This window comes from Streptomyces sp. SAS_272 (assembly GCF_052543235.1).
In genome coordinates this window covers 40,327-62,498 of sequence record NZ_JBMNDR010000016.1, presented here as the reverse complement: position 1 = coordinate 62,498, position 22,172 = coordinate 40,327, and the positions used below count along the sequence as shown (strand labels likewise).

The following is a 22,172-nucleotide window of genomic DNA, read 5'->3' as shown; positions in this document are numbered from 1 at the left end:
AGCCGTCGCCTCAGGCCACGAACTCCCGCAGCAGCTTCGCGAAGGTGGTCAACTCCTCGAGCATCTCTTGCGGCAGCGGCTTCTCGTCGAAGTGGGCGATCCGGTTGCGGATGTCCTTGACCCGCTTCAGGCGGCCGATGAACTGTTCCCTGGGCATGTTGGGCCACTTCAGGGCTTCCCAGTTGGCATCGGCGGCCCCGGCCAGCGACGTCTTCGTCTGGTCGCCGTCCAGGAGTCTCAGGTAGTCGCCGAACATGAGGTCGGAGACCTGGCCGGTGCGGTGCTCGGGCTTCTTGTTCGTCTGGACGGCCTTGACGGTCTCCTCGTCCAGTGCCGCGCCCAGGCAGCGGCGCAGAAGGGACTCGATCTCCCCGACGATGAAGAAGGGCCGTGCCGCGCCCTCGAACCGGTCCGTGACGTCCGCGGCGGTGACGATGCCCGAGAGGCAGCCGTCGTCGCCACGGACCAGGAGGTAGCCGTGTTCGCGGATGACCGGCAGAGCGGAGAAGAACTCCTGACGGGTGTCGGCGACCGGAAGGGAGTCCTTCTCCATCGCATTGTCCAGCGTCGGCTGCTTGCCCGACTCGTACATCTTGGCGACAGATCCCCAGGTGACCACCCCGTGAATCTGCGCCATGCCGGTGGTCACCGGGACCTGCGCGACGTTGTTCGTGCGCATCAGGAATGTGGTCTGGGCCAGCGGCGTGCCCGGACCGACGGACACCAGTCCGCGCCGCGCCGACGGGATGTCGCCGAGCAGCAGACGCTGCGGCAGGGCCGCCGAGGGCAGTGCCTCCTCGGTCTCGTCCTCTTCCACGTCGGTCGGGACGGCCTGCGCCGGGATCAAGGCCACCGGCACCACGTCGACGTGGCTGCGCGGGCCGCACACTGCGAAGTTCGGCAGGGTGGTCAGCCCGGCGTCGGCGAGCGCCTGCGAGATGCGGTGCACCGTCCGGTGATCGCGGACCCTGACCTGGAAGAGGTCGAGGATGTCCTGCACGGACACGGTCCTGCCCTTGAGCGCGGCAAGGTCCTGTCCGCTCGGTGTGTTCGTCATCGGGCGTCGGCCTCCGCGAGGTCACGGAGCATCGTCCTCTTGCCCATGGCGGCGTGCACGAGGTCCTGCAACTGCCTGGAACGGTCCGTGTAGAACCGCTCGTAGTCGTTCTCGCGGAGCGCTTCCGGATCGATGAGGTGGGTGGTGAGAACGTCGTCGAACCACTCGGGGCGCATGTCGGAGGCGGCGACCATCGTGGACAGGTAGGACGCAGGCGCCCCGGTCATGTCCATCGCCGCGCGGTAGGACAAGGGGGTCTTGTTCACGATGGAGTTGGTGGGCAGGCCCTCGCTGTTGCCGCGCCGGAACCAGGTCTTGGGGAAGATCTGCCGGACGTCCACGCCGTACTCGTCCAACCGGCCCGGTTTGAGCGGGCTGTCCGTGTAGTGCCAGTCGACCGCCCCCTGTTTGATCAACAGGGCGTAGATACCCTTGTAGGCGGCGCTGTTGCGGGTGGTGAGGCTGTCGAGCCGGTCCGCGAAGAAGAACGCGTCCGTGACGGTGTCGGGCGCCCGGTCGTCGTGCGCGATCCAGGGGACGAGCTGTTCGACGTCACGGGTGAAGCGGGTCTCGGTGGAGCCGCCGTACATCTCGCCGAGGACCCCGCACCAGTACCACTGCTCGGTCCTCTCCTCCGCCCCCAGGCCGTCCAGCGCCGTGTCGAGGATGGCGCGGACAGCCGCGAGCGGGACGAGCTGCGTCTTGTACGGCAGGTCGCTCGGGCGGACGATGCACTGCCGTTCAAGGAAGTCGCCGACCCAGGCGAAGGCGTCGGCGAGTTTCGGCGCCAGGCGGACGAAATCGGCCAGCGGGAGGTCCAGCAGATCCCGGCGCTTGCACGACACCGTCGCCCCGGTGCCCGCCTGCTTCCGCTCCCAGGTGCGCACCAGGGCGATGGCCTGCAGAAAGTCGATACTGCTGAGCCCGTTCTCGATGTTGCCGTCCAGACGGCCGAAGACCGGGTACTTGGCAGCCAGCCCCTGCTTGATCTCCCGCCAGGCTTCAGGAAGTTGGTAGTAGTCCCCGGTCCGGTCCACGTACTCCGGATCGCCGGCGTAGGTCGCGGTGAGCAGTTCGAAGACGTTCAGAGGCACACCGCCCGTGTTGACACGCTCGAACACCGCGCAGACCGCGTCCATGGAGGTGGACGCGCCCAGCCGGATCATCGGGACCTGGAAGGCGCGGACCTGCTGGAGCACCAACTCGTCGAACTGGCCCCACAGGTCCCAGTTCCGGTCCTCGTCCGCCTTGACGTACGTCATCATCCACTGGTTGACACGCTGCGCGTCGAAGACCAGATGCAGAGGAAAGAGGCCGGCCGCGCACTCCTTCTCCGTGGTGCTCAGGTCCAGCACCACCGTGCGGTTGAAGTCGGTGCGGAGCACTTTGTCCGCCGGGACGGACAGGATGGCTTCGTCGCGGTCCGCGGCCGGGCCGACGGCTTTCGCGATGTCGACGTAGTACCACCGCTCGATCGGCTTGCCGCGTCCGTCTGCGGTCTCCACGGGGGCGTCCAGCCAGAGGGCCTGGAACAGGGAGGTGAGGCGCTGCTGCCCGTCCAGCAGGAGGAGGTCCGCTGCTGGATCCCCGTCCGGGCGCGCCCCCGTGAGGGTCCGGGAGCGGAAGCGGGTGGCGCCACCTGTCTGCAGCGTCATCACCACGCCGAGCGGATAGTCGAGCGTCACCGTCGCGATGATGGCGCGGATCCGGTCGTCGTCCCACTTCCAGGTCCGCTGGAAGTCGGGCAACTGTAAGGAACCCGAGGCCACGTCCGCGAGTACGTCCTTCAGTTTCACATTGTCGAGTGCCGCCACGTTCGTCCCACTCCCCGCTTGGCCCTATGTACGGAGAGTGATTCCAGCAGCGTCTCCGGGTGACCGTCAACCGATTCAACGAAGTAGGCGGCCCGCCGCCATGCCGTGGCGAGCACGGGCCGCCTACGGGCCGACTCCGATTCCCCGTACAGCGGCGTCCGAGGAAATGGAAGACTGACCGCCGTGAGCACCACCGGATCCCAGCGCCCCGCACAGGTGAGCGCCGCACGCCGCCGAACCGTGATCGACGCGCTCCGGCGCGGTGCCGTGCCCGACAGCGGGCTCGACCTTCTGGCCACCGGACTCGCCCGGTTCGAGGCTGCCCTGGACGCGGAGCTGGACGCCGTGGCGTCCGGCGGCTCCGTGTTCAAGGCGGTGAGGGGTGAGTACGGGTCCGGCAAGACCTTCGTCACCCGCTGGCTGGGGGAGCGGGCCAAGCGCCGCAACTTCGCTGTGGCCGAGATCCAGATCTCGGAGAACGAGACCCCGCTGCACAGGCTGGAGACGGTCTACCGGCGGCTCACCGAACGGCTCACCACCTCCAGCTTCCCGCCCAGCGCGCTGCGGCCCGTGGTCGACGCATGGTTCTACGCCCTGGAGGAGGACGTCCTCGCGGCCGGCGCGAGCGAAGAGGAGCTTCCGCGCGAAGTCGAGAAGCTGCTCGTCGCACGGCTCGCCGAGGTCTCCCGGCACGCCCCCTCGTTCGCCACCGCGCTGCGCGGCTACCGGGCGGCGCTCGCCGACGGCGACGAGTCGACGGCCGCAGCGGTATTGGCCTGGCTCGGCGGCCAGCCGCATGTCGCGGCTTCGGCCCGCCGGTCCGCCGGGGTGCGGGGCGACCTCGACCACTTCGGCGCCCTCGGGTTCCTGCAGGGGCTCCTCACCGTGCTGCGCGACTCCGGGCACACCGGACTGTTCGTCGTCCTCGACGAGGTGGAGACATTGCAGCGGGTCCGGTCGGACGCCCGCGACAAGGCCCTCAACGCCCTGCGGCAACTCATCGACGAGGTGCACTCGGGTCGCTTCCCCGGCCTCTATCTGGTCATCACGGGTACCCCGGCCTTCTACGACGGTCAGCAGGGCGTGCAGCGTCTGGCTCCGCTTGCTCAACGGCTGGCCACCGACTTCACCACCGACCCGCGCTTCGACAACCCTCGCGCCGTGCAGATCAGGCTTCCCGGCTTCGACCAGGAGTCGCTGGTCGGGCTCGGCCTCACCATTCGTGATCTGTACGCCGATGCCGCGCAAGCGCCCGAGCGGGTGCGAAAGGTCGTCGACGACGCGTATGTCGCCGATCTCGCCGTCGCCGTCGGCGGAGCGCTGGGCGGCAAGGTCGGGGTCGCACCCCGGCTGTTCTTGAAGAAGCTCGTCGGGGACGTGCTCGACCGCGTGGACCAGTTCGACGACTTCGACCCCCGCCGGCACTACCGGCTCACTGTCGACGGCAGCGAACTCACCGACGTCGAGCGGAATCTGGCTGCCGCGGTCACCGAAGGGGCAGTCGCCGAGGGCTCAGTGTCGGCCGACGACATCGACCTGGAGCTGTGATGGCGGACGCGGGGCGCCCGGTCGGGAAGGAAACGGGCGACCGGGGCCACAGCGGTGACGAGGGCGCCGACGTACTCGACCGGCTTGATCCCGTCGTCCTGCACCACATCGTCAACACCCTGGGCTGGCCTGATCTGCGCCCCCTCCAGCGCGCGGCGATCACGCCGTTGACGGAGGGGCAGGACGCCGTGCTGTTGGCTCCGACGGCGGGCGGCAAGACCGAGGCGGCCTGCTTCCCTCTGCTGTCGTCGATGACCGAGCAGAAGTGGACCGGCACGTCGGTGCTGTATCTGTGCCCGCTCAAGGCGCTGCTCAACAACCTGGTCGTTCGTGTCGACTCCTACGCCCAGTGGGTGGGGCGGCGGGCTGCGCTCTGGCACGGGGACACCAAGGAATCTCAACGGCAGCGCATTCGCGCCGAGGCCCCGGACATCCTGCTGACCACGCCTGAGTCGCTCGAAGCGATGCTGATCGGAGTGAAGACCGACCACGCACGCATGCTGGGGAGCGTGCGGGCCGTCGTCGTCGACGAAGTGCACGCGTTCGCCGGGGACGACCGGGGCTGGCACCTGCTCGCTGTGCTCGAACGGCTGGAGCGGGTCACCGGACGGCCCATCCAGCGCGTCGGACTCTCGGCGACTGTCGGCAACCCCGCCGAGCTCTTGCACTGGCTGCAAGGCGCGGGCGCCGGCAGGCGCACCGGTCAGGTCGTCGCCCCTGGAGTGCACATGCCGGCCACGGGCGGCAGCGGTCATGGCGGCAGAGCGACGTCCGAGCCGGCCTGCAGGCCTGCGGGCGAAGTGGACCTCGACTATGTCGGCTCCCTCGAGAACGCGGCGAAACTCATCGCAGCGCTGCACAAGGGAGAGAAGCGGCTGGTCTTCTGCGATTCGCGCCGTCAGGTCGAGGAGCTCGGCGCGGCGCTCCGCGCACGCGAGGTGACCGTCTTTCTGTCCCACGCGTCGCTCTCCGTCGATGAACGCACCCGTTCCGAGCAGGCGTTCGCCGAGGCCCGTGACTGCGTCATCGTCTCCACGTCCACCCTCGAACTCGGCATCGACGTCGGTGACCTGGACCGCGTCATTCAAGTCGACTCGCCGGCCACAGTCGCCTCGTTCCTCCAGCGCATCGGACGCACTGGCCGGCGCGCGGGAACGGTGCGCAACTGTCTGTTCCTCACCACACGGAACGACACGCTGCTGCAGGCGGCGGGCTTGCTGCTGCTGTGGTCGCGAGGCTGGGTGGAACCTGTCGTCCCACCGCCCGAGCCGCGCCATCTGGTGGCCCAGCAACTGCTGGCCGTCACCCTGCAACAGCACAGACTCGGCGATCAGCTGTGGGACCGACAGTGGAATGGCCTCGCCCCCTTCGACCGGTCGGCCTCCCCGATCCTGCGCTTTCTCACAGATGAGGGCTTCCTCGACACCGACGGCGGCATGCTCTTCGTCGGACCCGAGGCAGAACGCCGTTTCGGAAAGCGGCACTTCATCGAGCTCACCGCGTCCTTCACCGCACCGCCGCAGTTCACCGTCCTGTCAGGACGCACAGAGATCGGCCGCATGGATCCGAGCGTTCTCACAGAGGAGCGTCCCGGCCCCAGACGGCTGCTGCTCGGTGGACGCAGTTGGCAGGTCACGTACATCGACTGGCTGCGCAAACGCGTCTTCGTCGAGCCGGCCGACGGCGGGGGAATCGCCAAATGGATGAACGGGGGCATCACCGGACTCTCCTACGCGCTGACACGCGCCATGCGCGAGGTGCTGTTGGGCGAGGACCCGCCGATCTCACTCACCCGCCGGGCGGAAGCCTGTCTGTCGGAACAACGTGAGACCGACGCCCCCGACACCGTCCACCCGGGCGGCACGCTGATCACGCGCGTCGGCCCCGACGTCCGTTGGTGGACCTGGGCCGGCTACCGCGCCAATGCCACCTTGGCGGCCACCCTCCAGTCGGTCACCGACCCCCTGCAGCAGCCTACCGACGGCTGGCTGCGACTGCGCGAGAACATCACCCCGGCCGACTGGAATGCAGCCCGGGAGAACGTCGGTGAGAACCTCGTCCTGCCTGATGTGGACCGCCGAGCCGTACGCGGCCTCAAGTTCTCGGCCGCCCTTCCGGAACGCCTCGCCGTGGCCACGGTGGCGGCTCGCCTGGCCGACTTCGAGAGCGCTCGCTCAGTGCTCGGCGAGCCGTCGCGCTTTCAGTACGACGGCTGAATCGGAGAGCCGTTGAGTGTCCAACAGCTGTGCGTGAGGTGTCCTGCCCGCCCCGCTGCTGATCACTTCAAGGATTCGAAGCCCAGGTACTTCGCCCACCGGACGAAACCGCTGGCCGGCCCCTAACCGCCCACCGCCCACCGTGCCCCCGCGACCGTGCCCAGCAGCAGGGCCGGGAGCAGCCACCACCAGGGGAGGGCCCTCCGTATCGACGGCGCCAGCCACAGTGCCGCCGCGGTCGCGGTGGACGCGAGGGTGAGGACGCACGACAGGACGATTCCGGCGTAGGCGTCGTCGTCCCAGGGGCCGGACGGCGTGATGGTCAGCGCCGTCCAGCAGAAGTACGCGGCGACGAGGGTGAGCAGGGTGAGGGGGACGGCGAGGACCAGGCGGAGGCAGCCGCGGTCGTCGTCCACGGGGGAAGGGGTGGTCATCAGCGCAGTGCGTTCCTTGCGTCGGTCAGGTCGTTCGCGAATCCGCGCCCGTAGGCCTGGGCGTCTTCGGTCTGCCAGTACGGTCCGCCGTTGTACCGCGCGGCGAGTTCCTGGTACTGGGCCGGTGTCATCTCCTCGGGCGGCACGTCGGCGAACTCGCTCTCCGCCTTGAGCTGAGCCAGGTACTCGGAGGCGATGAAGATGTTCTGCCCGGGGTCCTGCAGAGCCGTTTCCACCATGCCGCGCTGCTGGTCGGTCAGGTGCTCGGGGTCGTAGCCGAGGACCTCGGCGCCACGTCGCACCTGGATGGCGATGGGGCCCATGGACGTGTTGTCGGGGTCACCGCCGAGTCGCCACGGCAGGCTCTCGGGAGCGATCGGGCTCAGCGGCGAGTCCGCCTGCTCGCGGATGGTGTCGGTCATGTCGTCGAGGATGCCGGGCTGTCCGCCGATCTCCTGCCAGGCGATACCGGCGACCATGTCCGGCGGCAGCCCCGAATTCCGTGCCGCGGCCTTGATGATCTCCTTGTTCGCCGCGATCCAGTCGGTCCGATCCCGCGCCGTGGACGGCGGGCTCCAGTAACTGTCCGTCGCGCCAGGGAGGTTGGCGACCTGGAGGCGGATGTCCCGCAGGGCCGGGGAGACGATGTCGTCGCCGGCGAGCGGGTAGTAGTCCTGCTTGGGGCCGCTGCCGGGCAGTCGCGTCAACGGGTTCGTGCTCGCCTCGGCCGCCTCCCGTCGCAGCTCCGAGATCGCCGAGACGACGTCGACGCGTTGGACGAAACCCATCCGGAAGTCGGGCAGCAGGTCGTAGGCCTGCTTGAGCTCATGCACGCAGATCTCCCGCGCCTCGTGCTCCGTGGTCTTCGCCAGGTGGAAGTCCCCGCCCGCGGCGTCGTGCAGCCGGTTCGCGTCGTCGCGGATGTCGTCGACGTCCATGGTCAGCTCGGCGAAGAAGTCCATGACGCCGGTGGTGGCCCGCATGTCCTCCCACTGGCGCATCGGCTCCGCCTCCTGGGCGTCCCGGGTGATCGCCGTGCCCTTGGTGTGGATCAGGTCCGCGAGGGACTGCTCGTTCGCCTTGCCGTTGGAGTAGTGGGTCTTGGCGACCTGGAGCGCGAACGCGTAGCTGCGCAGAGCGCCGGCGGCCTTGTCGTAGCCCTCCGCGAGCTCCGCGATCAGCTTGCGTCCCTCGGTGAGCCGGGCTTCGTAGTGCTGACTGCCCTCGCTCTTCCACCGTGTGTGCTTCTCGGCGCGCTCGGCGGAAGGGTCGACCGCCACCAGCATGTCGTGGAGGCGCTTGAATTCGTCCGCGTTCCGTTCGACGAGGGGCGGGTTGCAGTCCTCCAGGAACTCGACGTCCTTGCGGTGGCTGATGCCGCTGCCGCTGCTCATCGTGCCTCCGGGGCGACGTACTGCCCGTACTCGAGGACGCTGTCGAGGAAGTGCCGGGCCGTGTCGTCCTCGATCTTCACGAAGCCGCTGCCGGTCGTCCTCAGGCGCGTGGACAGCGCCGCGAACAGGGCGACCGCGTCGAGATACTGGTCGTCGGCGAATCCCGCGAACCGTGCCACCTGCGTGGCCACTTCCTCGGGCGTCCGGGGCTGCCGGGCCATGGTGGTCAGTTCGGCGTCGGGCCGGCCCTCGTGGAGAAAGCCGGCGATCTCGATCAGCAGATTCGCGTTGCCGTTGATCGACTCTGCCTTGGCGACCAGGGAGCCGGCAGCCGGGGCGGTGGCTCCGCCGCCACCGTCCGCCGGCATCTGGTCGATCTGCATGCCCGTGTGCGCGCCGGTCTGCCGGCGCGCCAGGGCGTCGGCCTTCAACTGGGCCCATTCCTCTTCGAAAGACAACCTGTTCCCCCTCGGTCCGTCATCTCGAACAGCCAGTCGATCATGCCACTGGTGGGCCGGGCATCGAAACCTCGCCGCTCCGCCCGTGGGCCGGTTCACACACGGTCTTGGCCGGTCGCACACAACCGGGGCCGCCGCGTGGTCAGTTGCGTTCCCGGGAGTCCTGAGGGAGACCGTCGGCCGCAGACGGAGCAGGCCCCCGGCAGGACGGCAGTCCGGCGGGGGCCTGAACCGGACGGGAAGAGTCCCGATATCCGGTAACCGGTGACCGAATAATCGGCATTCGGTGTCCGGTGTCCGGTGTCCGGTGAGTCAGGACACGGGGGCCGTGTCAGCGGTGTCCCGCGCCTTGGTCTTCGCGGACAGGCGGCCGCGTATCACCGCGAAGAGCACCACGCCCGCGGCCACCGCCGTGGACAGGACCACCTGGTCGCGGCCGCCGCCGTCGGCCGTGTCGGTGAGCATGTAGCCGAGGACGAAGGTGATCAGGGCGATGGTCGCCCAGGTCAGGTAGGGGTAGAGCCACATCCGGACGACCAGCTTCTCCGGGGACTCCCGCTCGATGATCTTCCGCATCCGCAGCTGGGAGAAGCAGATCACCAGCCAGACGAACAGGGCGATCGCGCCGGAGGCGTTGAGCAGGAACTGGAAGACCGTGTCGGGCCAGAGGTAGTTGAAGGCGACGGCGACGAAGCCGAAGACCACCGAGGCGAGGATGGCCGCGCGGGGCACGCCGCGGCCCGTGGTCTGTCCGAAGGCGGCCGGGGCGTCGCTTCGGCGACCGAGCGAGAAGGCCATGCGCGAGGCGGTGTACAGGCCCGAGTTGAGGCAGGACAGCACCGAGGTCAGCACGATGGTGTTCATGATCTGCGCGGCGTGCGGGATGCCGATGGAGCTGAGGGCGGCGACGTACGAGCCGTCCTTGAGGATGGCCGGGTCGTTCCAGCGCAGCAGCGACACCACGATCAGGATCGAGCCCAGGTAGAACACCGCGATCCGCCAGATCACGCTGTTGGTGGCCTTGGTGACGGCGGCCCGCGGGTCGGCGGTCTCGCCCGCGGCCAGGGTGACGATCTCGCTGCCCATGAAGGAGAAGACGACCATCAGGACGCCGGTGAGGATCGCGCCGGGGCCGTTGGGGAGGAAGCCGCCGTGTGCGGTGAGGTTGGAGAAGCCGCTCGCCGGGTGGTCGGAGCCGGGCAGCAGTCCGAAGATCGCCAGGCCGCCGAGCACGATGAACGCGGCGATCGCGACGACCTTGATGCCGGCGAACCAGAACTCGAACTCGCCGTAGGAGCTGACCGAGACCAGGTTGGTGGCCGTCAGGACGATCATGACGATCAGGGCCCAGCCCCACTGCGGCACCGCGGGGACCCAGCCGGCCAGGATCTTCGCCCCCGCCGTCGCCTCGACGGCGAGCACCACGACCCAGAAGAACCAGTACAGCCAGCCGATGGTGAAGCCGGCCCAGCGGCCCAGCGCGCGGTCCGCGTAGGCGGAGAACGAGCCCGAGGTGGGGTTGGCCGCGGCCATCTCGCCGAGCATGCGCATCACGAGGACGACGAGGACGCCGACGAGCGCGTACGAGACGAGGATGCCGGGGCCGGCGGCGGCGATGCCGGAGCCGGAGCCGACGAACAGGCCGGCGCCGATGACACCGCCGATCGCGATCATCGACAGATGGCGGTTCTTGAGGCCGGCCTGGAGGCCGCCGGAGCTACCGGTGCCACCGGGCTCGCCGGACTCGGCGGGAGGGGTTTTGGGGACGGTTGTGGTCATCTCGACATCCATGGAGGGAGTACGGACAGGGAGGACGGACCAGGAGCGTCTGGAAATTAGTTCAGTACGATCGAAAAAAACAAGACTTGTTTAACTGTTCACCTTGCTCTATTTTTCGTGCAGCGCGGAACCCTCTCTTCCGGGAGCCCTCTGTGGACCACACCGTGACCCCGCTCGCCAGGCCGTTAAGGTGGCGCCGTGGTGAATGCACCGGGCAAGTTCGGCCCCTACAGCGGCTGGGACACACGCGTCCTGGCCGGCCGGGGCCCCACAGGAGCGGAACTCGTCCGGTCCCGGATCGCTCTGCGGGTGCGGTTGCGGTCCGTCTCCCCGGGAGACCGCCTGCCGGACGCGGGGGTCCTCGCCGAGGAGCTCGGGATCAGTGAGATCACCGTGCGCCGCGCGCTGGAGGTCATGTGCCAGGACGGCCTGCTCGACCGCCGTCGGGGCCGGGCCGGCGGGACCTTCGTCGCGGCCGACTGGGACGCGGTCGTCGCCGTGATGTACGACGCCGGCGAGGCGGCCGCGCTGGACTCCTTCCATCTGCTGCTCGAGTGCGGGCTCGTCGCGCACACCGCGGGGGAGCTGCCCGACGGCCGGCTCGACGGGCTGCGGGCGCTGGTCGAGGAGATGGACCTGGCCGGCGACCCGGCCCGGCTGCTCGAACTGGAGACCCGCTTCCACCTAGACCTCGCGGAAACCCTCGGCGGCGGCGGGATCAGGGAGTTCGCCGCCGACCTGCTCGGCAAACAGTGCCTGCTGGGCCCCGCGCCGGACCCCGCGGTCGTACGGGCCCGCAACCGCTGCCACCTGGACCTGCTGGACGAACTGGGCCGTGGGGCGATGGACCTGGCCGTGCGAGCGGTGAAGGCACACCGGCACGCCGAACCGGACCCACCTCCCTCAGCCGAACCGACCCCGTCCCGCAGCGCCGAAACGAGCTGAAAGCGCAGCGCCGAACCGAACTGACTCCGCCGGGCCGAACCGAGCTGAACCGACCCCGCAGAGCCGAACCGAACCGACCTCTCGGAAGGGAGTCGCCGTCATGACCGAGTCCGGATCCACCGGACCGTCGCCGACGTCGGGCCCCGCCGACGGCACGCCCCAGCGGCTGCGCGGCGGCGTCCTCGGCATGGCGGACATCGCGGCGGCCACGATGGCCAACGTCGGCCCGGCCATGAGCTTCTTCTTCGGCTTCGCCTTCCTCGCCACCACGGCGGGCGTGGCCTCCCCGCTGACCATCATGGCGGCGGGCGCGGCCGTCGCGCTGTTCGGCAACACGCTGGCCGAGTTCTCCCGGGCGCACCCCTCGGCGGGCAGCTTCACCACCTTCGTCGGCAAGACCTTCGGGCCGGTCAGCGCCGTGACCACGGCCCTGCTCGCGGGACTCGGCTACATCATCGCGATGGCCTCCGTCATCGCGATCTCCGGCGGGTTCATGCAGATCACCCTGAACCACTACACCGGCGTCGACCTGCCGTGGATCATCTGGACGGTGCTGCTGACGGGCCTGTCGGTGGTACTGATGCTGCGCGGGATCGTGGTGTCGACCAAGTGGGCCGGCTACTTCTTCGGGGTCGAGATGCTCGTCCTGGTCGTCGTCTCGGTCGCCGCGCTCGTCGAGCACCGCGGCGACCTCTCCGCGGCCCCCTTCCTGCCCTCCCACCTCACCCACGGCGTCAAAGGGCTCGCGGCGGGCTTCCCGCTGGCGGTGTACCTGTTCATCGGCTGGGAGAACTCGGCGGCACTGGCCGAGGAGACGGAGAACCCGCGGCGCAACGTCGGCCGCGCCGTGTTCTCGTCCGTCGCGATCATGACGGTGAGCTACATCCTCTTCTCCTACGCCACGGTCACCGGCTTCGGCTACGACGTGCAGCGGCTCGGCGACTCCCGCATCCCCTTCATCGACGTCGCCCAGCACACGCTGGGGGCGCTCGCCCTCCTCGCCTACGTCGGCGGCCTGACCTCCACCCTCGGCGTGCTGATCGCGGGCATCAACTCCCAGGCCAGGCTGGTGTTCAACGCCGGACGCGAGGGGCTGCTCCCGTCCTTCTTCGGCTATGTGCACCCCACGCGCCGTACGCCGAACAACGCGATCGTCACCTTCGCCGCGACCGCGCTGCTGATCATCGTCGGCTGGGGTCTGGGGCATGTGCTCGGAGCGGACGGCGGTCAGATGAACCCGGTGGTGTTCTTCGCCGAGTCGTCGAGCCTGGGCGCCATCCTGATCCTGCTGGTCTACCTCGCGTCCAACATCGCGCTGCCGCTGTACTACCGCAGGTACCGGCCGCAGGAGTTCCGGATCGTGCGGCACGTGGTGCTGCCCGGGGCCGGCGCCCTCGCCGTACTGGTCCCGCTGTACTACCTCGCCAAGCCGGGACAGCCCGCCCCGTACAGCTGGTTCCCGTACGCGGCTCTGGCCACCCTTCTCGCGGCCGTCTGCTACGCGACGCTCCTGGTCCGACGCGACCCGGGTCTCGCAGGGCGGGTCGGCTCGGTCGTCGCCGACGCGGAGTGAGCGCCGCGTCGACGGCCGCACTCTCCTCCTGCCCAGGGGGGCCGCACTCTCCTCCTGCTCAGGGGGGCCGCCCCCTCCTCCTGCCAGAGGGAGAGTGAGGGCCCCCGGTTCAGGAAACCGCCGCCTCCATGTACTGGCCGAGGTAGTGGAACGTGCCGTCCACGACCTCGTAGAGGAACATCGCGTCGTCGTTGTAGCCGTGCGCCTGGCGGTAGGCGACGGTACGGGTGATCCCGGTGTGCTTGACGTCCTGCAGCCGGTGGGCGATCGCGACACGCTCCCGCAAGGCCGTGCCGTCCTGCGCGCAGACCGCCGCCAGGAACATCACGGCGTCGTAGGCCTCGGCCGCGTACCAGCCGGGGGCGGCGCCGAACCGGGTGCGGTAGGCGGCGGAGAAGGCGCGGGCGGACGGGCGGACCGTCGGGTCGGTGAACGAGGTCGCGAAGACCCAGCCGGTCGCGGCGGCGCCGGCGGCGGTGAGGAATCCGGGGCCGAATGCCTGTTCCGTCGCCATACAGGCGCCGGTGAACCGGGCCGCCTTCAGGGCTGAGGCGAGTCCTGCGGTCCGCGCCGCGTCGCCCGTGAACACGACCGCGTCCGCGCCCGCGGACATCACCGATGCGGCCAGCGCCGTGTAGTCGATCTTCCCGGCGGGGACGCTGGTCAGCGTCGCCTCCCGGCCTGCTTTCCGTAGTGCCTGCTGAGCCAGGTTGCACAGCTCCCAGGTGGTGTCGCCGTGCGCCCGGTCGTCCACCAGGAACACCTTGCGCGCGTCGACGTGATTGCTGAGGTAGCGGACGCAGGGGGCGGCGAGGAGCGTCCTCTCGACGTGCAGCGCCGCGTGGGAGCGGAACTGGTTGTTGCCGTCGACTGACCTGCCCTCGAGACCGACGTCCACCGAGACGGTGACCACCGGCATCGTCGCCTTGGTGTACGCGGCCTCGGTGCTCAGGAAGCACGCGTCGCCGGTGGGCCCCAGCACCGCGAGGACGCCGGCGTCCTTCACCAGCCGCCCGGCCAGGGCCGCGGCCCGTGCCGGGTCGCCGCCGTCGTCGTAAGGGACCAGCTTCAGACGCAGGGGACGGCTGCTCTGGGCGTTGACCTGCTCGACGGCCAGCCGGGCGCCGTTGAGCTGGGCGCTGCCGCCGGCCTTCGCGGGCCCGGTCAGGTCGCCCTGGAACGCGACGACCAGTTCGGGACGCGGGCTCGCCCCGGGCGGCGGCGTCGTCGGCGTACCGCGGCGGGTGCTCCACCACCACGCTCCGCCGCCACCGGCCGCCAGGACCCCGGCCGTCGATCCGAGGCGCAGGAAGCTGCGACGGCGGATGCCGGGTGCGACGGACGGTGCGGCCCTGACGGCCGTCATCGTCGCGGCGTCCGGGGACACCGTGCTCGCCGGCGCGGACACCTGGGTCGGCTCGACGGCGTCGAGGGCGAGCACGGCGGCGGAGCGGTCGTTGATCAGGCGGGCGACCGGCTCGGGAAGCCAGCCCGCCTTTGCGCCCGGGCCGGGTCCGACGCCCGCCTCGAGTTCCGCTCGCAGGCGGGCGAGGTCGGGGCGGGCGGCCGGGTCCTTGTGCAGGCAGGATGTCAGCAGGGACGCGAGGGCGTCCGGGAACGCGGCCGGGTCCGGCTCCTCGTAGACCGTGCGCAGCAGCACGCCCGCCGCCCCGCCGTCGCCGAAGGGCCGTACCCCGGTCGCGGCGAACGCGAGCACGCACGCCAGCGAGAACACGTCGCTGGGCGGGCCGATCTCCCCGCCGCGCGCCCGCGCCTGCTCGGGCGAGAGGAAGCCGGGCGAGCCGACGATGACGCCGCTGGAGGTGAGCGCGGTGGCCTCCGGGGCGCGGGCGATGCCGAAGTCGATGAGCCGCGGCCCGTCCGGGGCCAGCAGCACGTTGCCCGGCTTCACGTCGCGGTGCACGAGCCCCGCCGCGTGGACCGCTTCGAGGGCTTCGGCGAGCCGGATCCCCAGCACCCGCACGGAGGTGACCGACAGCGGCCCGAAGACCTCCACCGTCTCGGAGAGCGACGGGCCCGGCACGTACGAGGTCGCCAGCCACGGCGTCTCCGCGTCGGCGTCGGCGTCCAGCAGCGGTACCACCCAGGGGCTTGTCACCTGCCGTGCGGCCTGCGCCTCGCGGCGGAACCGGGCCCGGAAGCCCGGTTCCTCCGCGTACGCCGCACGCACCGTCTTGACCGCGGCGATCGCCCCGCCCGGCGCACGGGCCAGGAAGACGACGCCCATGCCGCCGGCGCCCAGCCGCCGCAGCAGTCGGTAGCGGCCGAGCCGGGAGGGATCGCCGGTGCGCAGCGGCTCCATCAGACGGTGAGCGGCGCGGGGCCGTCGTACACGAAGTCGCCCTTCTCGACCCGCCAGAGGAAGCCGCCGGTGCCGTCGACGGCCATCACGCCGGTCCTGGCCAACTGGGGGGTGGTCAGATCGAAGGCGAACTGCTTGGTGATGCCCTGGTACTTCCCCGTCAGCACGGCTTCACGGAGGTTCTCCCGGGTGCGGCTCTTCGCCGGCAGCCCGGACAGGGCCTTCAGCAGCATCCCGGTCACGTCGTAGGACTCCGCTGCGTACCGGGGCGGCGCCTCCTCGAAGCGCTCGCGGTAGGCGGCGGCGAACTTCTTCGCCTCGGGCTTGCGGGTCGCGTCGATGACCGGGGCCACCATCGCCCAGCCCTCGGCGTCCTGCTGGGCAGCGGTCAGGAACCGGGCGTCGAGCAGCGCCGGGCCGGACAACCGCGCACCCTGGAAGGACCGTTGCCGCAAGGCCGCGGCGATCAGCGCGCCCCGGTCGGGCAGTCCGGCGAAGAACACGGAGTCGGCGCCCGCGGAGAGCACCGCGTCCACCACGTTGCCGAAGTCGTCGCGCATCGCGCTGACCACCTCCGGCACGGCGGGCTGCCGCGCGTTGTTGAGCTGCGTGTTGAGGGAGGTGGCGAGGGTCGTCCCGTAGTCACCGGCCGGACGGTCGACGACGAGGCCGACCTTGCGCGAACGACCGGCGCCGCGGAGGTAGTTGCTCATGTACAGGGCGAGCACCGAGTCGGGCAGCCGACCGAGCAGGAACGAGCTGAAACCCTGGATGAGCAGGCTCATGCTGCCGGGGGACACGGCGACGGCAGGCAGCCCCCGGGCGGCGTACTTCCCGAGCGCCGCCTGCGCCGTGGCGTCGGTGGTCGGACCGACCACGGCGAGGACCGACGGGTCGGCCGCGAGTTCCGCGGCGAGCCGGGTCGAGGTCGCCGGGTCGCCCTTGTCGTCGACGGCCCTGACCTTCACGGTGAAGGGGGCGTCGCCGCGCGCGTTGAACTCCGCGACGGCCAGCCGCAGTCCGCGCTCCTGCGCCCGGCCCGTCGCCTGCTGCGGGCCGCTGAGGTCGCCGTGCAGCGCGAGGGTGTGCACGGGCCGTCGTGCGGCGGCGGGCGTGGCGCTCTTCGCGTCGTCGTCCCGGGTGGTCGCCCACCAGGCCGTGCCGCCGGCGCCCGCCGCGACCGCCGCGGCAGCGCCGGCGAGCAGCAGGAAGCGGCGCCGGCCGGGCGGGCGGGCGTCCTGCGGCTCGGGCTGCCCGGCCGCCTGCCCGTCGGAGGCCTGGTCCGGGGGTGTGTCCTGCACGTCGGAAGCGGTGTCCGGCGGGCCTTCCGGCTCCGCGCCGGACCGTGCCGAGGAGGACGCGGTGACCTGGGTGTGCTCGATGTCCGGCAGGGCGAGCGCGGCGGCCGACCGCTCGGCGATCAGCCGGGTGACCGGCTCGGGCAGCCATCCGGACGCCCGCTCGTCCTGCGGCTCGCTCCGCTGCCCATCCTGCGGCTCGCTCTGCCGCTCGCTCTGCGGCTCGCTCCGCTGTTCTCCCCGCGGTGCGCCCTGTAGGGCGATCCGAGGGTCGCCCTGGGGTCGGTCCTGTGGGACGCCGTCCGACTCGTCCCGCGGATCGTCGGCGGATTCGTCCCGCGGCTCGCTCTGAGGCCCGGCCTGCGGCTCGCCCTCGGCCGTCAACCGCCGCACCAGCTCCGCGGCGTCCGGACGCCGGGCCGGGTCCTTCTCCAGGCACGCTTCCACCACTTCGCGCAGCGCCGCCGGGATCCCGTCCAGGTCCGCCGGATCGTGCGCCGCCCGGTACAGCAGGGCGTCGACCGCTCCGCTGCCGAACGGCGCGCGGCCGGTCGCCGCGAACGCCAGGACGCAGCCGAGGGAGAACACGTCGCTCTCCGGACCGATGTCGTCGCCACCGGGCCCCGTGGCCTGCTCGGGCGAGAGATAGCCGGGGGTGCCGACCACCAGGCCGGTCGCGGTGAGCGCCGTGTCCTCCGGGGCGCGGGCGATGCCGAAGTCGATGAGCCGGGGCCCGTCGTGGGCGATCAGCACATTGCCCGGCTTCAGGTCCCGGTGGACCAGTCCGGCCCGGTGCACCTCGCCCAGCGCCTCGGCCAGCCGCGCGCCGAGCAGCCTCACCCCGTGCTCCGGCAGCGGCCCGTACCCGGCCACCGCCTCGCCCAGCGACGGACCCGGCACGAACGCCGTCGCCAGCCAGGGCGCCTCGGCGTCCGCGTCGGCGTCCACCAGCGGCACCGCCCAGGGACTGTCGACCCGCCGGGCGACCTCCACCTCGCGGCGGAACCGCTCCTTGAAGCCCGGCTCCTCGGCGTACTCGGCGAGCAGGACCTTCAGCGCGACCAGCGCGCCGCCCGGCGTGCGCGCCAGGTACACCACGCCCATGCCGCCGGCGCCGAGCCGGCCGAGCAGACGGTGGTCCGCGATGCGCGCGGGGTCGGAAGAACGCAGCGGTTCCATCAGCTCTTCCCTCCGAGCTCGGACTCCACGCGGCTGAGCATCGTGTTGGTGCCTTGCGACGCGTACTGCACCAACTCGTCGGGCTTGTATCCCGTGGCGCCCATCACCGACACCGCCACGGTGACCGTGCCGAGCCGGGTGACGAACCAGCGGTACGTCTGCGCGCTCGCCCCCGTGACGTAGGAGCCGATTTCGACCACCTGGTCGTCGGCGTAGGTGTTGCTGCCCTGGCCGTAGGCGCTGGCGGTCGACAGGAGCCCGGATATCTGCTCGTCCGTGCGGACCTGCTGCACCGGGCAGCGCAACGGCTCTTCCAGGGTGGTGGACAACTGCTGGTCGGCGTCGCGGACCGTGGCGTGCACGGTGACCACCGCGGTCACCTTCAACGTTCCCTTGCCGCCGGCGCCCGGCAGTTCGCTGTAGCGGGACAGCGAGGCCAGGACGGTCTTCGGGAGCGGCCGGCGCTGCCAGCGGCACTGCGTGTCCAGCACGGCGACCGTGCGGGGGGTGCTCGCGGCGGGCTGCTGGGCCCGGAAGCCGGCGCCCCAGGCCTGCGGCTGCAACGCGACCGCCTGCGCCAGTCGCTCGGCCTGACGCCCCGTCCGGGGCACCTCGGCGGGGTCCGCCTCGAACGGCGTCAGCGCGGCGGCCGTGCCGCCGCCCGTCGAGGCGGCGGACGCGGTGGGAGTGGGCGAGCCGGACGCGGTCGGCGCCGTGGACCCGGCGGACGCCGAAGGGCTCGGCTCGGCCGCCTTGTCGTCCCCGGCGCCGCAGCCGCCGAGCAACGCGGCCGCCGCGGCCGCCGACGCCGTGGCTCTCAGCCAAGTCGACCTGTGTCTGCCTGTGTTGTCGTCCATGCCCGCCCCTCCGCCTCAGCGCCCCCGCTTCGCGTGCGGTGATCGTACAGAGGTACGCGATCTGCGGGCGGTCGGTTCCGTGAACGGAGTTCGGCCTTCGTTCCGGTACGCGCCTGTGACGGCGGCGGGACAGCCGCCATGCGGCGTGACGCCTCGGTCGGCCGGTTTCGACGGAGAACAACGGGGAGCAGAACGACGACGCGTTCGGCGTGACTCCCGCCGTCGCCGTCGCCGTCGCCGTCGCCGTCGCCGTCGCCGTCGCCGTCGCCGTGGCCGTCGCCCCGGCCGTTGCCGTTGCCGTTGCTGTAGGTGTGTGGGGGGGGCGTGGCCCGAGGACCGCCAGACGCGTCGTCAGCGTCTCGGACGCCGGGACGTCGTCGGTCTGCGCGCGGTCGTCGCGTCGGTCACGCCGAGCGACCGCCCGCGCCGCCGAGGGACCGCTTCGCCACCCGCGCCAGATGTGCCGCGAACACCTCCTGCGCGTGAGGTGTCAGGGTGCGCAGGGCGACCAGCGCCGTGATGATCACATCGCACAGCTCGCTCTGGACGTCGTCCCAGGTGTGGGTGACGCCCTTGCGCGGGTTCTGCCCCGTCGCGCCGATGACCGCCTGGGCGACCTCGCCGACCTCCTCCGACAGCTTCAGCACGCGCAACAGCAGTCCGTCGAGGCCGTCGTGTACGCGCCCGGCGTCGAGCCAGCCACGGAGGGCGTCGACAGTGGCCCAGAGCTCGGCCGGGTCACCGGTCGGCGGGGACGGGGAACCGGGTTCGGGCAGGGAGGCGGGATCGGTCGGGGACGGGGAACCGGGTTCGGGCAGGGTGGCGGGATCGGTCGGGGACGGGGAACCGGGTTCGGGCAGGGAGGCGGGATCGGTCGGGGACGGGGAACCGGGTTCGCGCAGGGACGAGGACCCGGGGTCGGGCGGGGAGGCGGGGGTGAGCGGGGACGTGGAACCGGGCTGGGTCCGGGGCAGCGGGTCGGTGCTCATGGGCGCAGCTTCTCAAGCTGCGGCCGCCGCCCGGGCCGGGGCGCCCTAATCCTCGAACAGCGCCTCCTGCTCGCCCTCCTCCCGCTTGCGCAGCCGCTGGTTGCGCAGGCCCACGACCACTGCCGTGACCGCCGCCGTCACGCCGAGCGCGGTCGGAACCATCCAGCTGCGGTCGACGGTGTGCCCGAGGGCGTGGTCGAGGGAGAGCCGGCCGGGGCCGGCGACGGCGAGGCCCGCGGCGGCCAGGCCCAGGGAGGCGGCGTGCTCGTAGCCGCCGCTCGCCGCGAAGAAGCCGTTGGGCGTGTGGACGGCGGACGCACCCGCCATCGCGCCCGCGGCTGCCGCGCCGGCCGCCGGGGTGGCGAGGCCCAGCGCCAGCAGAGTGCCGCCGCCGGCCTCCGCCAGGCCCGCCGCGGTGGCGCTCGCCTTGCCCGGGGCGTAGCCGACGGACTCCATGAACTGGCCGGTCCCCTCCAGGCCGTGTCCGCCGAACCAGCCGAACAGCTTCTGCGCGCCATGGGCCGCCAGCACTCCGCCGGTGCCCAGCCGGAGCAGCAGCAGGCCGAGGTCACGTCGGTCGTAACAGGTCACGGTGACTCCCTGAGAGGCAGCGGGAACAACGACAGGAACACCCCCACGCGTTTCCACCGTCGCACCTCTCACACCCGTCCGGCCCGTCCTGCACGCCGTTCGGGTGGCGGGGTCCGGGCCGCGGGGTGAGGCCGGCCCGTAGAACGGCCAGGCGTAGGACGCGGAAGTTCTCGCGCCCCTCCGGGCGAAGGACCCGAAGGACCCGAAGGACGAACACGGACCGAGAATGCGTGTACGGTCCCGCAGTGCACGCATTCCCGGGCCCCTCCCCGCACCAGCCTCCGCAGCACCAGCCCTCGCAGCGGTTCCTGCAGCAGCCTCCGCAGCACCAGCCCTCGCAGCGGTCCCCGCACCAGCACCCGCACCAGCCGTCAGCCTCGCCGTCGGCCGCGCCCCTCTCCCGGCGTTCCCTGCTGACGGCAGCGGCCGCCGCGCCCCTCGCCGCCGTGCCGCTCCTCGCTGCGCCGGCCGCCGCGGCGACGCACGGTGTGGTCGGCGGGGCCCGGCTGGCCGCCGGCGGCGTCCAGGCCGGCGCGGGAGCCGCCGCACTGCCGAGGAAGCTGACGGCCCGCGCCTGGCTGGTCGCCGACCGCGACAGCGGAGAGGTGCTCGCCGCGTACCGCGCGCATCAGCGCCTCGCGCCCGCGTCCACGCTGAAGATGCTGTTCGCGGACACCCTGCTGGACAGGTTCGCGCGCAGCGAGCGGCGCACCGTGACCGACGCGGACCTGGCCGGCGTGCCGTCCGGTTCCAGCCTCGTCGGAGTCCGGGCCGGCGTCACGTACACCGTCGAACAGCTGTGGCTGGGCGTCTTCCTGCGCTCGGGCAACGACGCCGTGCAGGTGCTCGCCCGGATGAACGGCGGGGTCGCGAAGACGGTCGCCGAGATGCAGGCGAGGGCGGCCGACCTCCAGGCGCTGGACACCCACGTCGTGAGCCCCGACGGGTACGACCAGCCGGGCCAGTTGTCCTCCGCCTACGACCTCGCTCTGTTCGCCCGGCACGGCCTGCGCGACGCCGGCTTCCGCGCCTACTGCGCCACCAGGACCGCCCGCTTCCCGGACGAAGGCGGGCGGACCCGCGTGATCGAGAACACCGACCGGCTGCTGTCGGGGGCCTCGGGGGTGACGCCGTACCCGGGTCTGATCGGCGTGAAGAACGGCTTCACCAGCAACGCGGGCAACACCTTCGCCGGCGCCGCGACCCGGGCCGGCCGCACGCTGATCGTCACCGTGCTGCATCCCGAGAGCGGCCACAACGCCGTCTACGAGGAGACGGCCGCGCTGCTCGACTGGGGCTTCGCGCAGGGGAGTTCGGCGCGGCCGGTGGGGACGCTCGTCGAGGCGTTGAGCGAGGGCGGGAAGAAGGCGACGGCCGCGGCGGCGCCGCCGTATCCAGGGGTGCGGCAGGCTTCGTCGGCGGGCGGCGGGCCGAACGGCTGGGGGATGCTCGGCGGGGCCGGGGGAGCGGTGGCGCTCGCGGCGGGCGGGGCGTACGCGCTGCGCAGACGGCGCACCCGGCAGGCCCCGCCGGACAGTTGACGGTGTGGCAGCCGTCCCACGGCACCGGTGCGTACCTCGCGGTCCCGGCGAGGTCCACCCCCACCCGGTGCCATGGGACGGCTGCCCTCCCCCCTCGGGATGGCTCGTCGGTCCTTCGGTCCTTCGGCGCGGAACCTTCGTGTGCCAAGTGTGAAGTTTCCGTGCAGAAGAGTTGA

The 22,172-nt window shown here is 71.5% G+C and carries 16 protein-coding genes; 5 read left to right on the top strand and 11 right to left on the bottom strand.

Features of this window, described 5'->3' with window-relative positions:
• Positions 1-10: 10 nt before the first annotated feature.
• Together ACN6LD_RS12835 and ACN6LD_RS12830 are read right to left on the bottom strand one after the other, a co-directional pair.
• The gene (locus ACN6LD_RS12835) at positions 11-1,057 is read right to left on the bottom strand and encodes a CBS domain-containing protein (RefSeq protein WP_445043199.1); all 1,047 of its coding nucleotides are present in this window, start codon (positions 1,055-1,057) and stop codon (positions 11-13) included.
• Positions 1,054-2,871 (bottom strand): GmrSD restriction endonuclease domain-containing protein, encoded by a 1,818-nt coding sequence (locus ACN6LD_RS12830; RefSeq protein WP_445043198.1) that lies wholly within the window; start codon positions 2,869-2,871, stop codon positions 1,054-1,056. Before ACN6LD_RS12830 ends, ACN6LD_RS12835 begins: the two co-directional genes overlap by 4 nt.
• 183 nt (positions 2,872-3,054) lie before the next feature.
• On the opposite strand from ACN6LD_RS12830, the gene brxD reads away from it, so the two are divergent.
• Positions 3,055-4,419 carry a BREX system ATP-binding protein BrxD gene (gene brxD / locus ACN6LD_RS12825; RefSeq protein ID WP_445043197.1) on the top strand — a complete coding sequence of 455 codons (1,365 nt, stop codon included), beginning with the start codon at positions 3,055-3,057 and terminating at the stop codon, positions 4,417-4,419.
• Positions 4,419-6,635, top strand: coding sequence for a DEAD/DEAH box helicase (locus ACN6LD_RS12820; RefSeq protein ID WP_445043196.1), 2,217 nt, complete (start codon positions 4,419-4,421; stop codon positions 6,633-6,635). The genes brxD and ACN6LD_RS12820 overlap by 1 nt, the downstream gene beginning before the upstream one ends.
• A 122-nt stretch (positions 6,636-6,757) precedes the next feature.
• On the opposite strand, the gene ACN6LD_RS12815 is transcribed toward ACN6LD_RS12820, so the two are convergent.
• From ACN6LD_RS12815 to ACN6LD_RS12800, 4 genes are all read right to left on the bottom strand, one after another.
• Positions 6,758-7,069 (bottom strand): hypothetical protein, encoded by a 312-nt coding sequence (locus ACN6LD_RS12815; RefSeq protein WP_445043195.1) that lies wholly within the window; start codon positions 7,067-7,069, stop codon positions 6,758-6,760.
• Positions 7,069-8,463: a hypothetical protein gene (locus tag ACN6LD_RS12810; RefSeq protein ID WP_445043194.1), complete on the bottom strand. Its 1,395-nt coding sequence runs from the start codon at positions 8,461-8,463 to the stop codon at positions 7,069-7,071. Before ACN6LD_RS12810 ends, ACN6LD_RS12815 begins: the two co-directional genes overlap by 1 nt.
• On the bottom strand, positions 8,460-8,921 hold the full coding sequence (locus ACN6LD_RS12805) for a hypothetical protein (RefSeq protein ID WP_319193451.1): 462 nt from the start codon (positions 8,919-8,921) through the stop codon (positions 8,460-8,462). The genes ACN6LD_RS12810 and ACN6LD_RS12805 overlap by 4 nt, the downstream gene beginning before the upstream one ends.
• 312 nt (positions 8,922-9,233) lie before the next feature.
• Positions 9,234-10,700, bottom strand: a complete 1,467-nt coding sequence (locus tag ACN6LD_RS12800) for an amino acid permease (RefSeq protein WP_445043193.1) — start codon at positions 10,698-10,700, stop codon at positions 9,234-9,236.
• Positions 10,701-10,898: 198 nt separating this feature from the next.
• On the opposite strand from ACN6LD_RS12800, the gene ACN6LD_RS12795 reads away from it, so the two are divergent.
• Entirely contained in the window at positions 10,899-11,645 is a 747-nt protein-coding gene (locus ACN6LD_RS12795) for a FadR/GntR family transcriptional regulator (protein ID WP_445043192.1), read from the top strand.
• Between the two features lie 100 nt (positions 11,646-11,745).
• Positions 11,746-13,218: an APC family permease gene (locus tag ACN6LD_RS12790; RefSeq protein ID WP_319193454.1), complete on the top strand. Its 1,473-nt coding sequence runs from the start codon at positions 11,746-11,748 to the stop codon at positions 13,216-13,218.
• Between the two features lie 109 nt (positions 13,219-13,327).
• Here ACN6LD_RS12790 and ACN6LD_RS12785 read toward each other — a convergent pair whose 3' ends face one another.
• From ACN6LD_RS12785 to ACN6LD_RS12765, 5 genes are all read right to left on the bottom strand, one after another.
• On the bottom strand, positions 13,328-15,541 hold the full coding sequence (locus ACN6LD_RS12785; protein ID WP_445043191.1) for an ABC transporter substrate-binding protein: 2,214 nt from the start codon (positions 15,539-15,541) through the stop codon (positions 13,328-13,330).
• Positions 15,541-18,018, bottom strand: coding sequence for a protein kinase domain-containing protein (locus tag ACN6LD_RS12780; protein ID WP_445043190.1), 2,478 nt, complete (start codon positions 18,016-18,018; stop codon positions 15,541-15,543). The genes ACN6LD_RS12785 and ACN6LD_RS12780 overlap by 1 nt, the downstream gene beginning before the upstream one ends.
• Positions 18,018-18,875, bottom strand: coding sequence for a hypothetical protein (locus tag ACN6LD_RS12775; RefSeq protein ID WP_445043189.1), 858 nt, complete (start codon positions 18,873-18,875; stop codon positions 18,018-18,020). The genes ACN6LD_RS12780 and ACN6LD_RS12775 overlap by 1 nt, the downstream gene beginning before the upstream one ends.
• A gap of 404 nt (positions 18,876-19,279) precedes the next feature.
• Positions 19,280-19,651 (bottom strand): MazG-like family protein, encoded by a 372-nt coding sequence (locus tag ACN6LD_RS12770; protein ID WP_319193462.1) that lies wholly within the window; start codon positions 19,649-19,651, stop codon positions 19,280-19,282.
• A gap of 258 nt (positions 19,652-19,909) precedes the next feature.
• Positions 19,910-20,455 carry a DoxX family membrane protein gene (locus ACN6LD_RS12765; RefSeq protein WP_319198362.1) on the bottom strand — a complete coding sequence of 182 codons (546 nt, stop codon included), beginning with the start codon at positions 20,453-20,455 and terminating at the stop codon, positions 19,910-19,912.
• A gap of 410 nt (positions 20,456-20,865) precedes the next feature.
• Here ACN6LD_RS12765 and ACN6LD_RS12760 point away from each other — a divergent pair, with 410 nt between their 5' ends.
• Positions 20,866-21,996 carry a D-alanyl-D-alanine carboxypeptidase family protein gene (locus ACN6LD_RS12760; protein ID WP_445043222.1) on the top strand — a complete coding sequence of 377 codons (1,131 nt, stop codon included), beginning with the start codon at positions 20,866-20,868 and terminating at the stop codon, positions 21,994-21,996.
• Positions 21,997-22,172: the final 176 nt, after the last annotated feature.